The sequence below is a fragment of the Sphingomonas phyllosphaerae 5.2 genome, from assembly GCF_000419605.1.
Lineage (GTDB): Bacteria > Pseudomonadota > Alphaproteobacteria > Sphingomonadales > Sphingomonadaceae > Sphingomonas > Sphingomonas phyllosphaerae_B.
In genome coordinates this window covers 844,915-859,921 of the sequence record NZ_ATTI01000001.1, presented here as the reverse complement: position 1 = coordinate 859,921, position 15,007 = coordinate 844,915, and the positions used below count along the sequence as shown (strand labels likewise).

The 15,007-nt window shown below is 62.6% G+C and carries 7 protein-coding genes and 1 pseudogene; all 8 read right to left on the bottom strand.

What is annotated here, in order from left to right; all coding sequences use genetic code 11:
- Positions 1 to 82: 82 nt before the first annotated feature.
- Entirely contained in the window at positions 83 to 2,056 is a 1,974-nt protein-coding gene (locus SPHPHY_RS0104120) for a hypothetical protein (protein ID WP_231370348.1), read from the bottom strand.
- 236 nt (positions 2,057 to 2,292) lie between these two features.
- Positions 2,293 to 3,831 carry a tryptophan halogenase family protein gene (locus tag SPHPHY_RS0104115; protein ID WP_022685434.1) on the bottom strand — a complete coding sequence of 513 codons (1,539 nt, stop codon included), beginning with the start codon at positions 3,829 to 3,831 and terminating at the stop codon, positions 2,293 to 2,295.
- A complete protein-coding gene (locus SPHPHY_RS0104110; protein WP_022685433.1) occupies positions 3,828 to 5,381 on the bottom strand; it encodes a tryptophan halogenase family protein in 1,554 nt (517 codons plus the stop codon). Before SPHPHY_RS0104110 ends, SPHPHY_RS0104115 begins: the two co-directional genes overlap by 4 nt.
- A gap of 76 nt (positions 5,382 to 5,457) precedes the next feature.
- A complete protein-coding gene (locus SPHPHY_RS0104105) occupies positions 5,458 to 8,715 on the bottom strand; it encodes a TonB-dependent receptor (RefSeq protein ID WP_196802110.1) in 3,258 nt (1,085 codons plus the stop codon).
- A 408-nt stretch (positions 8,716 to 9,123) separates the two neighbouring features.
- Positions 9,124 to 9,363, bottom strand: a complete 240-nt coding sequence (locus SPHPHY_RS0104100; RefSeq protein ID WP_156024997.1) for a hypothetical protein — start codon at positions 9,361 to 9,363, stop codon at positions 9,124 to 9,126.
- Positions 9,364 to 9,640: 277 nt separating this feature from the next.
- Positions 9,641 to 10,162: a nuclear transport factor 2 family protein gene (locus SPHPHY_RS19210; RefSeq protein WP_022685430.1), complete on the bottom strand. Its 522-nt coding sequence runs from the start codon at positions 10,160 to 10,162 to the stop codon at positions 9,641 to 9,643.
- 248 nt (positions 10,163 to 10,410) lie between these two features.
- A pseudogene (locus SPHPHY_RS19205) lies at positions 10,411 to 10,815 on the bottom strand (IS6 family transposase); the annotation flags it as partial.
- A gap of 1,308 nt (positions 10,816 to 12,123) precedes the next feature.
- Entirely contained in the window at positions 12,124 to 14,967 is a 2,844-nt protein-coding gene (locus SPHPHY_RS19200; RefSeq protein ID WP_022685427.1) for a glycoside hydrolase family 127 protein, read from the bottom strand.
- Positions 14,968 to 15,007: the final 40 nt, after the last annotated feature.

Below are 15,007 nucleotides of genomic sequence, written 5' to 3'. Positions count from 1 at the left end.
CGCCCTACCCCACCCTCACCCGATTAACAGCAGGTACGTTTGGTTTGACGGTGCCGCTGCTCGAGTTAGCGGTGCGGTGAGGTCACCGCGTGGCGGGCACGGGATCGCCATAGAAGAGCCCACGCCCGTCAGTCCCGACATAGACGCGCCCCGGCCGGCGTGGATCGCCGGAGATCACCCGGTATCGCCCTCCCCAGCGATGCTGATCATCGTCGATGCGCTTCCACGATCGGCCCATATCCGACGATCGCCAAATTGCCCGTAGCCCGCCGAGCGTTCCGATCGCAAACACCGAGTCCTTGCCTAACCCATATAGTTCGACGTCCAGCGAGCCACTCGCCAAGACGAAGTGCAGTCCCCCATCAATGCTGTGGAAAAGCTGCTGGCCCGCCTGGAGCCACAATTCGCCGGAACGATCCGGCGCGGCCGTCAGAGCGCTTTGTGCTTCCCGCCCCTGCCGACCGGCGGGCTTCAACGTCTCCGGCAATCCGCTAGCCGGTATGGCCGCAAAGCTGCTGCCGGCGTCGCGCGACATCAGCAACCTGTTGCTCTCGATATCGACCGCATAGAAAAGCGCGGGGTCAACCTTGTCCCCCACCGCTCGCGTCCGTCCTGGCAAGCCACGGATCGGATACCAAGTTCGGCCGCCATCGCGCGTGACGTGCGGGATAAGCGTCGCCACGATCATTGCGGATCCATCGGCGGACACGGTGATCGCTGCTGCCCCGGTCAGATCGTCGCGTGTCGGAGGATTCCCCAGCGGCGGAACGCGCAACGGGCGCCACGTCCGGCCCCCATCGTCTGATCGCCCCAATGTCGCGGTCCGTGGGCGATCGGCATAGAGGCTACCGCTGCGGACGATGACAGACGGTACGCGGCCGGCATAATCGAGCGTGTTCGTGTTCGAGAGGTAAGGGTCGATAAAGCTGGGCGCCGGCGAGCGGTCCAGATTGCGGTGCACGAAACCGGACAGGTCGCCGAAGCCGGACACGATGGGCGCACCAGCGCTTGGCGAGATCAGCGTGATGACGGCGGTCTGCTCGATACCGATCGTCCACGGTGTCCAATCGACGCGGCCCGCCGGCCGCATGTTGTTTGTAGCGTAGACCGTCGCGCCGGTAGTGTATGCAAGGTGCCGCTCATCGAAGGGATCGATTGCGAGCCCGGAAATCCAGTGCCCGAAGTCGGCGCCCCTGCCCTCATGCAACAGAAACGGCGTCGCCGATACGTCGCGCTGGCTGCGCGTGCCGACATCTTCCCAATTCGTCCCGTCGTCACGGGAAAGCCAGAGCGTGTCACCCGCCTTGTATCGATCGATCGTCGTCACCGCGACTGTTCCCGGGGCGGAAGCGGCGGCCGCCACACCTAGGAAACCGCCTTCGGCGCTTTCTCGCCACGCTGCGGGCGTCACATCCCGGCCTCGGCCATCCGGACCATAGCGCCACACTGCCCCGGTGTTCGCGTCAGATGGCCCGATCCCGCTAGCAAAGCCGACCCATAATACGCCACGTCTGTCGGTCACACCCTTGGCTGCGAACAGGCGCGGAGCTGGCGCCCTGACCCACGTCGCGCCACCGTCGTCAGAGCGAAACAGCGGTGCTGCGCCCGGATCGGCAACACCAGCCCAGATCCGCTGCGATCCGGCACCGGGCTTCCCGCTGTTGGGATCGAACACCACGAAGGACACGCCGCCGTGGCTGGTCCGCGGCGCAGGTCGACCCAGCCCGATGACCGGAAAACGCGCCACCTTGCTCCAGGTCGCCCCGGCGTCGTCGCTCCGCCACAAGCCGTCGTGGCGAGAGCCGAAGAACAATCGGCGTGTGTCGTTGGGATCGATCGCCAGACGCTCGCCGAGCCCGCGGCCGGCTTCGTTGCCGCCCATGCCGAACGGCACCGGCGTGACACGCCACGTATTCCCCCGATCCGCGGATCGCAGGATTGCCGCCGGCTGGTCGGCGTTCATTCCCGCCGCGAGATAGACGATATTCGCATCAACCGGGTCCGGCGCGATACTCTCGATCCCCATGTAGCTGGAGACCGCCTGATCGTCCTGCAACGGGATCCACCGCCTGCTCCGCGCATCCCATCTATACGCCCCGCCCATGTCGGTGCGGAGATAGGCTAGCCCGCGCTCGGCCTGGCTGAAAACGATATTGGGAGCGTACCCTCCCCCCCCCACCGTCACGTTACGCCACACATAAGGCGCAACCGCGGGATTGGAGCTCGACGTTCCGGTCGAACCGCTCGACATCAAGGCCAGCGCGCTCGCAACCACTAACGCAAGCTGCCTGATCACGCGGCTTCCGCCTGTCCGGCGCGGCAATGCCGCGCTATGAAATCCTCATGTCGCGGCATGGCGGCAGCCGTCTTGGCAATCATGTCGCGAAGATGCTGCAAGAAGCGCATGCTTTCGTCGAGCGGCAGGGTGTCGACCAGGGGATCGTAGGACACGGGGTGCGCCTCCTGTCCGGCGAGTACCGCGATCCAGCTGTCCTCGGTGAACAGACCACCCTGATCCCGGATTACTCGAGCCTTGCTCCGCCACAACGCGAGCTTTCGGGACAAAGTGGCAGGAACGACCATCGCGCGGCAGTGATTCCAGAACGGGGAGTCGTCCCGCGTCGTAGCCTTGTAATGCAGGATGATGAAGTCGCGGATCTGCTCATACTCGAGACGCAGCAGCCGATTGTACTCGTCGCGTTCGGCGTTCGCGAAGCTGGTGTCCGGAAAAAGGCTCAGCAGCCGGGCGATGCCGGACTGCACAAGATGGATGCTCGTCGATTCCAGGGGTTCCAAAAATCCGCCGGCCAGCCCAAGGGCGACGCAATTGCCATCCCACAGCCGCTGCCGGACGCCAGCGACGAACCGGAGTTCGCGCACATCGGCAAGCGCCACGCCGTCCAGCCCTCGCAGCAGCTCGTCGTGTGCGCGTCCCTCGTCGCAGAACGCGCTCGCGTAGACGTGCCCGTTGCCGATGCGGTGCTGAAGCGGAATGCGCCACCGCCAGCCCGCACTATCGGCCGTCGCCCGCGTGTACGGCATCATAGCACCCTCATGGGCGCTCGGGATCGCCAGCGCGCGGTCGCACGGCAGCCAATGTTGCCAACTCTCGAAGCCGACGCCCAACGCGTCTCCGAGTAGTAGCGAGCGGAAGCCGCTGCAATCTACGAACAACTCGCCGCCGACCCGACGCCCGTCGTTCAATCGCACCGCGGCGATGTGACCGGTTTCGGACGAGCGGTCGACATTGGTGATCCGACCCTCCATCCGGATGACACCCGCTCTTTCTGCGATCTGCCGAAGATATCGTCCATAGAGTCCGGCATCGAAATGAAAGGCGTAGCCAAGCGACGAGAGCACTGCAGCCGGATTGCCCGTCGGCCGGGTAAAGCGGCCGGCATGCGCCGCCACGGCGGACAGGCTGTAATCGGCCAGTCGCCCGACGCCGGCGGTCGTCCCGGCCATGCGCGATTGCCGGAGCCATAGTTGATGGAACTTCACTCCGTCGACATCGCGTCCATGCGTGCCGAACGGGTGCATGTAACGATCACCGATCCGCCCCCAGTCAACGAATTCGATGCCAAGCTTGAACGTCGCACCCGTTGCACGCATGAATTCGTCTTCATCGATGCCGAGCAGTCGGTTGAAGTCATGCAGCGACGGAATGGTAGCCTCTCCGACCCCGACGGTGCCGATGTCCTCGGACTCCACCAGCGTGATCGATACCCCGGCCGCAATCAGGCGAGACAGCGCGGCCGCAGCCATCCACCCCGCGGTCCCTCCACCAACAATGACGACCTCTCGGATCGGCGGAGGTAAGCTCGCGCTCATGCCATGCCCCGTTTCTGTCCAAACCGATGCGTGCGTGCATATTCGATCAGATCGCGGTTCGATGGCAGGTTCGCGATCGCATAATCCGCCTGGCGCCGTACCTCCGCGAACGCACGGCGCGCATCCTCGTGGTAGCGAAGCGCTCCTGCCTTGGCGCTGAGATCCGTCTTCCAGCCCATGCCGTACAACACGTACTGCCAGCTTGGCTCCGTGAAAATGTCGACCTGCGCATCGATGTCGAGTTCGTTGGGCCAACGATAACGCCAGCGATCAAGCATTTCGTGAAGTGTGTCCGGGATCGACGACGCTGCGACGTTGTCGCGCCAGAAATCCGTGTCGCGGCGTTCCGAAATGCAATAATGCAGCTTGATGAAATCCAGCGCGCGTTCGTAGCGACGGCGCAGATTGCTGTTGAACTGACGCGCGGAGGTCTCGTAGTCGCCACCCCACGGAAAGAGGTTGGCGATCATTCCGGCCGACACTTCGGCGAAGGCGATGCCGGTAGCCTCCAGCGGTTCAAAGAAGCCGCTCGACAAACCGACCGCGACGCAGTTCTTGTGCCAGTTGGTTTCGCGGTACCCCGCGTCGAACCTGAACCGACGAACTTCGGCGCCGGCACCCGCTGGGCCGAGATGGTCGCGCAACACGCGCTCGGCCTCCTCGTCGCCCATGTGGTCTGAGGAATAAACATGGCCGATGCCGCGTCGGCGATCCAGACCGATGTCCCATGTCCAGCCGGCTTTTTGCGCCGTGGAAATGGTATAAGATGCGATCGGGTCCCGCTCTCCCGGATAGGGGAGCTGCGCGGCGACCGCACGGTCGGAGAACAGCACCTCCCGGCACGATCGAAATGGGATATTCATCGCCTTGCCGATCAGTTCGGCCCTGAATCCTGTACAGTCGATGTAAAGGTCCGCGTGCAATGCGCCGGTCCGCTCTGTCAGGACGCTGGCGATCGCCCCGGCCTCATCAAGGCGGACCTCCGTGACGGTATCGATCAGATGTTCGACGCCGTTGGCGATGCCCTGTTCGCGCAGCAGCCCGGCGAGCGCGATGGCGTCGAAGTGGAAGGCGTAATTAAGTGGAGCGACGTAATCGTCGTGACTTGGCAGCTTGGGTCCGCGCCAGGCGTCGGCGGCTTTCTTCTGCGGATTGGATATTTCGTCCCAATTCTCGGCACCACCGACACCCAGCAACCAGTAAGGCAAAAGTTCGAAGCCGCCGCTGGCATCCGCGACCTGGAAAGGATGCGAGTAATGATCGGTCACGCCTTGACCCGGTACGTTACGCCAGTTCACGAACTTGGCGCCTTGCTTGAAGGTCGCGCCGCAGCGACGGACAAGATCGGCTTCGTCGATACCGATCGTGGCCAGCGTCCGGCGGATCGTCGGGAAAGTCCCCTCTCCCACCCCGAGAACACCGATGTCGTGCGATTCCACCAGTGTGATCGCTACCCCGCCGGGCAGGTCGGCGCTCAATCGCTTGGCGAGATAGCCGGCGGTCAGCCATCCCGCCGTGCCACCGCCCACAATGAGGATCTGCTTCTTCATTCGCGCCCTCAAGCTCCCGTGAGCACGCTGCCGCCGCGACCGAACTCACGATCGCAGCGGCGATAGCCTTTGTTCGTCAGAATGACAGATTGATCCCCGTACTGATGCGCCGGTCGCTCTGGAACCAGCTTCGACCGACCAGTTCGCCACCCGGATAGCCCCCCATCAGCGTTCGCGCGGTCGCCCCGGTCAGGTTCGTACCCTGGACGCCGAACGAGAAATTCTCTGTCACCTTGAAGCGGATCCCCGCGTCAAGTGTGCCATAGGAGGCGCTGTAGATGGGCAATGCAATCTGGATCGGCGTCGCGGTCCCCGCTGCCGCAAAATAGTTATAGGTCGGGTTGGTGCCGTTGCTGTTGGTCGACTGCAGGTACCGCGAACGCCACGAATAGGCGATGCGCAGGGAGAACGGATTGCGTTCGTACAACAGCGCGGCATTGGCATTGTGTTTCGACAGGCCGACCAGCGGCGCGTCGGAGCGAATGACGCCGTTGATGTCCCGGTACACGTCACCGGGATTCTTGCTGTCGATGAAGGTGTAATTGGCTTCCACGCCGAGGCCGCTGATCGGCCCCTGAAACATGTCGAGGAAGAAGCGACCGCCCACCTCGACGCCCTTGATCGTCGCGGCCTTTGGAGAATTGATGTAATCAGATGCCGCGGCGCTGACGGTGTCAGTCCGGCCATCCGCGAACACCACCGGCACCTGCCGGGTCGTCAGCGAAAAGATCGGGAGATCAGAAAGGCGCTTGTAGAATGGCGCGATGTGGAACGTCGTACCGCGCTCGCCGTAATATTCAAGCGATAGGTCAATATTGTTAGAGATGGTGGGCCGGAGCAACGGATTGCCCGTTTCCGCCGTAAAGTTCGTGAAGACGCCTGGCTGCCCCGCGACCGGATTGGCCGTGGTGGCGACACCCACCGACCCAGAGGATCGCAGTGCGTTGAAGCTCGGCAGGTCCAGCGTGATATTGTAACCCGCCCGCACCTTGATCCTATCGGATGGCGCGAATACCAGATTGATCGACGGCAGCACGCGCGTGAAGTCGGCCTTGCCGCCACGGCCGATGAACTGCGATCCCAGCGTCACTGTTTGACCATCGAGGATGAACGTGTTGCCATTCTGCTGAATGAACCCGCTGCCCTCGTTCGCGATGTGCACGACGCGTACGCCGACGTTCCCCGATATCCCCTTCTCGGATCCCTCCGCACCGAAACGAACCAGCGCGTAGCCAGCGGTGTTCTCGGTTCGATTGTCGACCTGATCGCCGGGGAGGATGAAGCCCGGCTGCCGAATACCGGAGAGCCCGCCATAGCCGCTACGTGGCAAGGGCCCGGACGCCGAGCAGTTGGACTCGGTACCAACCGGGCAGAAGCCGGCGGGGGGCGGTGCTACTAGGCCGGTTCGATCCTCATTAAACCGGTCGGCCAGGCTTTGGCTCGCGAACATCAAATTGCCCGGCAACGTGGCCTCACCCCGGAAGAAATCCTTGAATACGTGCTGGCCGACATCGCCCGGCGCGGCATTGGCATAGGTCAGTTGCGGATCGCCGTTCCAGCCACGGCCCAGCGCCGTCCAGTTGTAGCCGTTCTGAAGATCGCGTTCCGTGCGCTTGGCATAGCGGCCTCCGACCTTCACCGAACGGAAGAAGCTGGCGTCGAATTTGTATTCTGCGTCGAGCTGCGCCGTGTCGAGGCGCCCGCGGTTGCGCTCGTTGTGTGGCATTGACGCCGACCAGAAGTAATTGGCCGGGTCGGCGAAGGACGCTTGCGTGGCGGGATTAACGCTAATCTGCGGCAGATCACCGGTCAGATCCATACCGAAGGCCGGGCCGAAGCTAACCTCGCGAAAGATATCGATACGATCGTAGATCTGGCGTGAGTCGACCCGCTGGATTGCGCCTTTGATCGACAGCGGGCCGTCCGCAGGCGCCCAGGCGAACGATAGCGAGTAATCGCGTGTGCGCGTGTCGCTCTCCACGAAACCCTTGTTGCCGCTGCTCGTCACTTGACCACCGGGCTGGAACGTGCCGGTATCGCGATTGAACAGCGACGTGGTCTTGAGTAGCAAGCCGTTGTCGTCGAAGCTGCTGGTCGCGGGATCCACCGCCAGCGTCTGCGACGATACCTGCGCACCATAATCGCTCGACTGACTCTTATACCGGGACTGGAAGAAGCTGGCCGTGAAGGTCAGCGAGTCCGAAGGAGCCCATTGCGCCGCGCCGTAGATGCCGTTTCGGCGATACCGGAACGCTTCGTCGCCATAAGTGAAGCCGCCCGGGATGTATCGATCGGTTCCACCGATGTTGGTCTTGAAGTAGGGCTCGGTCCGGATGAACTGCGACAACGAGCTGAACTGGCTGTATGCGACGTCCGCCAGGAGACCGATACGGCCGATTGGCGTGTCGAAGGAGTCCGTTACCAGGACCGACCCCATCGGATCCGCCTTGTTCGCCATATCCCCCAGGCTCAGCTCTCCGGTGCCCGCGACGTGGAACTTGCCGTTGAAATCAAACGGCATCTTCGTGCGCAGGTCGATCTGGCCACCGGTGCCGCCCTCAATCAAGTCCGCGGTGGACGCCTTGTAGACGTCGACGGCCGCCATCAACTCGGGCGTCACGTCGCTCCAGAGAATCGCGCGGCCATTATTTGCACTGAAGATCTCGCGGCCGTTCAGGCGTGACGCGACACCGGTGAGTCCGCGAACCTGAACGCCCGACCCCTGCACCGAAAAGTGATCGGGATCTCCAAGCGCGGCGAAGCGAACGATCGAAACGCCCGAAACGCGCTGCAGGACCTCCGTGATCGAATTGTCAGGGAGCTTTCCGGCATCGTCGGCGACGACGGAGTCGACGATCGTCTCGCTGCGGCGCTTCCGCTCGGTCGCTGCTTCCAGTGCGGCGCGGCGACCAGTGACTACAATATCGATATCATCTGTCGCGCCCGCCCCAGGCTGGCTCTGCTCGTTTGCGGGTGCCGACGCCTGCGACGTGTTTGGCGAGATGCTCTGCATTTCGGCCTGCGCCCATGCTTGGACGCTGATGCTGGTGGCGAGCCCCGCCATCAACGACATACCGGCACGCGCGCAGCGACGCCTTCCGAGTACCGCTTTAACGATGATCAATGAACCTCTCCCCTCTGCCGCATCTCGAAACGACGAGACCGGCCATGCAACTTGGTGCACCATCTCGGCGATGCTACCGCTAACAATATTAATAATACTGATGGCGATAGCAAGAAGATTGTCTCTCTTCCTCCAGTTAATCAAAAGGGGAGCTGATCGTCGCAAAGCGGCAACATACCACCGTAGAACCAATTCAACGGTGAGCTTCAAACTGCAGCCCCGTTGCAATGCCACGCTAAGGCGGCGTGATGATGAGTTTGAAATTAAACGAGTTTCCGTAATCACGGTATCGTTACCATTGAACTTGTGCGATCCCGGTGTTCGACAGCGATCCATGATCTCTAATGCACACGCCCTCTCGGGAACAGCGCAAGAGGTGCTGCCAAAGCAACTGCACACGTCCGATTGACGGTGAGTTTGTGCCCCGTTTGTCTGCTGCTCAGCAGGCCAACGGCAACCGAATTTGGGAAACATCAAGCAAGTTCGCAGCACTGGCAGCGGAGCCGGTATAGCATAGGTGCTCGAAACTGCCGGGCCTACACGGCTCCGGAGTGCGCCGGTACGATAGTTTGACGGGGTCCCGGCGGCTCTTTGGTCGTCGTAGTCGATAGCAGACTCTCAGCCTCCCATCACGATGCGACGGTCGGCGGACCGGGCGGAGAACCCCTCCGCCGCGGTCACCATTTTGGCGCGGCCTTTACGTTGCGCACTTACGATCAGCTCGCGCAAATAACTGCGCTTCGCCCAGGCTTCGGCATCGGCGTGGTGCAGGATCCGATCGCCCACTGTGATCCGGCGCTCGTTCCGGTGCTGCGCACGACGCTCACCGCCCATCTGCCTGTTTAGATCCTCATGCACGAAGACCTCCGGTCAGCACATCGTATGCGGATCGTGTTCGACGCCCTCGTAAAGGGAACGGCTGCGCACGTCAGGGCGAGCGTTGGATAAGCGGGTCGGCTCCAAGCGGCGGTTCGAAACGCCTCCTCACTGACCAAATTGGAGCAGGCGTCGGTCGCTTGCTAGTCGCTGCACTGCAGACTCTCCCGGGTCTGCAGTTCGCCAGATGGAGAATGCCCGCTTTCGCCTGCTCGCCCAAACCGCCGACGAACATGAACAAGTTATCCACACCTGACCCTCAGTCGGAACGCTGACCTTGGCGACCTGCTGGCGCTGACGCAGACGGCGCCCTGACCGGAGCAGCCGACCGACTGGGCACGTCGTGGGCGGAAACGTGATTGAGCGTGATGACCCAACGGCCCGCGATCTTTCGGAACAGCCGCGTATTCACGCCCTCGGCTGCCCGCACGGGGCGTTCTAGATGATAGCGGCCCACCAGCATGGCAGAATCTTCGGCGAGCAACTCGACTTTCATGTCGTAGAAGTGCAGGCTGCCCCGCGTCTGAGGCGAGGCGCCATAATCGCGCACATAATGGTCGAGCGTTCCCTGCCAGCCGGTTTGGAACTTGCCGCCGGAGACGAAGACGACGTCGGGATTGCTGAACCCCGCCATGTAACCGCGGAAATCTCCGCGGTTCCAGGCTTGCTCCATATGCGCCACCACGGCTAAAATCGCAGCCCGGTCCTGCGCCGGGTTGGCGACGGCAGGTGACGCGAGGAAAAGCATCGTCGCCAGAGCCCAGAGTCGATTCCACGTCATCCGCTTCTAAAAGCGCGGTTCCTTCCGAAAGATCAAGGCCGCTCGCGATGCTGTCAAAGCAACTGCACATCGCCGAACGAGGGTGAGTTTCTACCCCGTTTGGCTGCTTCTCAGCAGGCAAACGACGGCCCATCTCGGAAAATACCAAGGAAACTCGCGACACTGACAGCGGGGTCTTTATAGCTTAGTCGCTCGAAAACGCCAGCCATACTCGGCTTCAGGGGCTTCGGTACATTGGTTTGACAGGACCGCTTCAGCGCCTTCTTCATGAACGCGAGTGCGGCCGCCTTGTCGCGGGTTCTGGTGACATAGCTTTCCAGCACCTCGCCTTCGTGATCCACCGCTCGCCACAAGTAGACCATCTCGCCGTTCAGCTTCACGTACATCTCGTCCAGGTGCCAGCGCCAGTGTCGGAACCCGCGCATCCGGCTTACCCGCTGGCGGCGGATGTCGCCCGCGAAAAGCGGGCCGAACCTGTTCCACCACAGACGCACTGTCTCGTGGCAAATGTCGATCCCGCGCTCGAACAGCAGGTCTTCGACATTACGCAGGCTAAGCGGAAACCGCACGTACATCAGCACCACCAGCCGGATCACCTCAGGCGACGAGTTGAAGTAGCGGAACGGGCTGGCTGGCTTGCGCGGGCGAGGCATGCTCCCCCCCCCCTAGCCCACCCTCACCCGATTACCAGCAGGTGCATTTGGTTTGACGGTGCCCGACGAAAGGATCGCACCGCCAAAATCGTAGGATCAAACGCCTACACCTGACACGAGGCCTGCCGCGACTGCACGCTGGATAATAAGCCTGATCGAACCGGCGCGCGGCGTTCTCTCCAAGCAGGCGTTTGCAACTGGCATATCTCCAGGAGATACAAGCAATCCAGTTGATAGGCGCAGGAAAGGTAAGCCGGGTCCAGTCAGCGGTGCAGTCCGGCGACGTATCGTAGATTCAGGCACCTTCAAAAGGCGAGCGATATACGTCACATGCACCGCGTGCCTTGGTTGTAAGCCGGCCCGGATCAGACCGTCCGCATTGTGACGCTGCAAGTTTACGTGAAGGACTGCGGAGAAGATTGCAAGGTCGAGTGCCTCCGGAAACATCCATCGATTAGTGTCGAGTATTGCGAGCATCATATCAGCCGCGCCGCTCGCCCCATCCTCCACTGAGAAGCCGCGCACCAAACTGAAGGACGGAATGGTGAATATACCACTCGAGACTCCGCTCGCAACCAGCTCAACGAAACAGTTATGGGCGTAACAAAGGTGTTTGCGTATTCCCGGGTGCGACCGCACCTTCGGCGCGATTGTGACGCCTAGCGACGTCCGCTCGCAAATGCCCGACTCGACAAACGCATTGACATGGCGCCGCGTGGTTTCAAATGGCCGCCCAAGCGATAGGGCAGTTGAATGAACCGAGATTGACTTATCCTTTGAGGGGCACGACAAGCTGGTACGAAGCAAAAAGCAGAACACCAAGAATCTGCTGATATTCCCATTGAATATTCGGAGCCCGCGAATGTTCATTTTTGTATAAAATTCAGCCAGTATCTGTGCTATTATCGGTGGGTGTGCGAGGTACGGCTTCCTATTGCCGTAACTGACACCAACCTCGATCTCTATTGGCAGCCCTGGATATCCATACATTCGCCGACCCCTAAATCGCTGCGCATTTGCTCTTGCTCGTGTAACCGTCCCTGCAAGGCAGTTGCTTATTCCAGTAACGGGTATCATATCCGCGTTTACGGTATCATCCGACGGCCATTCGAGCTTGCAGGACGAGCTTGTGTAGTGACCTTGACTTCGAGCTGTCACACCCAGCGTTGCTGCGAAGGTCATGACGAACGGAACAACAGGGGCATGGCGGCGTCGCCCCCGATGTCGCATGTCGCTCCGCTCGCGATGACGCCGTCCGATTCGGGCGACGCCATCATAAAGAAATCGGCCATCGGCCGACCGGAGCGTTCAGCCGCGTTGTTCGTCGGCCACCCAGACGCGCACCGTTTGCGGCGGCGCTTCGGCAACCACGGCGGTGGCGACCAGTTGTGCGCCGCCGGGCGCGTAGCTGACCGATCCGTCGGCAATTGGGAACTCACGGATCGGATCGCTGCTGCGGTTGCCGCGCTGGTAATACGGGATCGCGCGCATCGGACTGCCGTCTTGCCAGCTACCTTCCAGCGTCATCGTCCCACCGAGCAGGTCGGGCTGCCACTTCGGCTTCGGCATCGTCGTGGTAATGCGGTCGAGGTTCGCCTGATCGACGGCCTCGAACGCGTAGACGAGCGGCCCGTAACGAAACGCCTGCTGTCCGCGGGTGGCGACCACCTTGTCGCTCGCACGAATGCGTTGCACCGTCAGCGGCACGGCGAAGGCGACCCGGTCGCCCGCCTTCCACGTTCGGCGGATCACCGCATAGCCATTCTCGATCGAAGCGGCGACCGGCTGACCGTTGACCGTCAATTGCTCCAGCCCGCCGACCGCCGGGGTCGCGGTATAGAGAGCGCTGGTCGCGCGATCCGGCACGCGAACGTGCACCGCAAAGGCGCGCGTTTCGGCCGGATTGACCGTGATCGCGACTCCGTCCTTCCACGGATAATCCGTTTCCTGGACCATTTCGACAGAGGTGCCCGCAACTTCGCCGACCTGGATGCGGCTGCCGATGAACAGGTTCACGAACAATGCCCCCGGTGCCTTGGCGTAGGCCCAGGTCGGTGCCATCAGTAGCGTGCGCGGGATGTTGCCCACGCAGCACGGGCACGAATGCCACTTCGCACGCTCGGTGCCGTCCAGCGGGTTGGTGTAGCAGAAGCTCTTGCCGTCATCGCCCACCGATCCCAGCAGGGCGTTGTACATCGTCTCCTCGTATAGATCAGCGAACATAGCGTCGTGATAGGCCAAGTTCATCTTGTACTGGAAGAAGATCAGCCCGCAGCTGGAGCATGACTCGCAATAGGCGTCATGTTTCAACGCATAATCGACGCCGAAGCCCTCCGCAGTGTCGCCGCTGCCGACGCCGCCGGTAACGTAATATTTGCGGTTGACCATGTTATCCCACAGCGACACGACCGCGCTCTGGTAATCGACGTCGCCGGTTTCGGCGGCGATGTCCGCCATGCCCGAGTAGAAATAAACGGCGCGGACGGCATGGCCGACGGCTTCGTACTGGCGGATCGGCGGTACGTGGCTCTGATCGTATTCGGAGCCGCCCTCCCGGGAATCGAGCAGAAAGCGGGCGAGGGCGATATAGCCGTCACCGCGACCGCCGCCTTCGACGTCGTTGACGAACCGGCCGAAGCGGACGAGCGCCTGTTCCATTTCCTGATGGCCATCAAACCATGCCTGCTTGCCCGGCCCGATATGCGCGACCCAGCAATCCGCAAGCTTCTTCGCGGCATTGTACAGGCGCAGATCCTTGCCGCCGGTCAACGTGTGATGGTTGATCGCGGATTCGATGAAATAGCCGGCGACATAACCCTCGTGATCGCCGCGATGTTCGGGCGACCAGCGCTTCGGCCATTTTGCGCGATCGGCCAGCGTGTAGGCGGTGTGGAGATAGCCGTCGGGCTCCTGCGCGGCGAGGATGATCGGGATCCAGCGCTCCAGCGTGGCACGCATCGCGGTCTGCGCCGCGATCATCTCGGCATCGCCGCCAGCATCCACCATCAGCGCCAGACACATCGATTCCACGGTCTGGTGGATCCAGGCGTTGGAGAAGACGAAGCCCTTGTGTGCGGCGTGCGGCTCGCCGCGCAGCGCCTTGGCCGCCTCGACGAAATTGTCGATCCCGCCTTGGCCGGTCGCCAAGTCAGTCCGCTCGCAATAGTTCACACAATGCGGAATCCAGCCGACGATCAGCGATTTGATCCGGGCGCTCCACATCGGATTGTCGACCGACCACGGCGTCGTATAGACCACGTCCAGTCGCTTGGCCGGCGGGGGCGCCACCGCGCGTACGTGCACGGTGGAGGCGGACGTCAGGTCGCCGGCGTTGCCCGCCAGCTTCAGCACGTAATCGCCCGCCTGCGAGAAGCGCGCCGCCGTCTGCGCTGCGGCGGGGTTGGCGAAGCTCACCTCGCCCGGGCCGCTGACCTTGCTCCAGCGCAGCGCGTCGCCGCTGCCGCGCCTGACCCAGCGCGCATCGGCGGCGAGATAGGTACGCCCGCCGACGATCACGCTACGGTCGACTCCCGCGGCGATGGCGGGCGCCAGCGCCGGCAACGCGCCCGCGCTCAGCACCCGCCAGCGCAGCACGCCGACGGACTTGCCGGCGACCGGCTCCACCTCCAGCCGCAGCCGATCCGTGCTGAGCGGTGCGAACTCGAAGGTGTCGTACACGTCGTTACCCAACGTCGGCGGGCGGCGCAGCGGCACGGGGACGTAGCGGTCACCGTCCCAGCGCGACAATTGCGCGCGCTTGGGCAGCGCCACCTCACTGCCGTCGATCGCCCAATAGACCTCGATCCGCCCGGTCGTGACCGGCGCGGTCCAGGTGAGGTCGATCCATTGCGTGTCACGATGGGGCCAGCCGCTCCACATACCGCGCGCGGTGTCGGTCGACGCCGCGGGCGCAGCCGTGTCGAACAGTTTAAGTAGGCGCAGATCCTCACCGGTGGTCGATGCGGTCGGGACGGCGGCCGGCGCCAAATCGATCGCGGTACCCGCCTCCGCCACCGCACCACCCGGCAGCAGAAATCCCGCGCCGAGCGTCGCACTGCCCAGCAACATGCCGCGGCGATCGACGCTGAAGTTCGCCGCTCGCTCATGCGTCACGCCGTGGTCGCAGCAAGGTTCGTGTCGTGCATCGGTCATGTCATTCTCTCCCGCCGGATGTCCGGCCCGTTTTCATTAT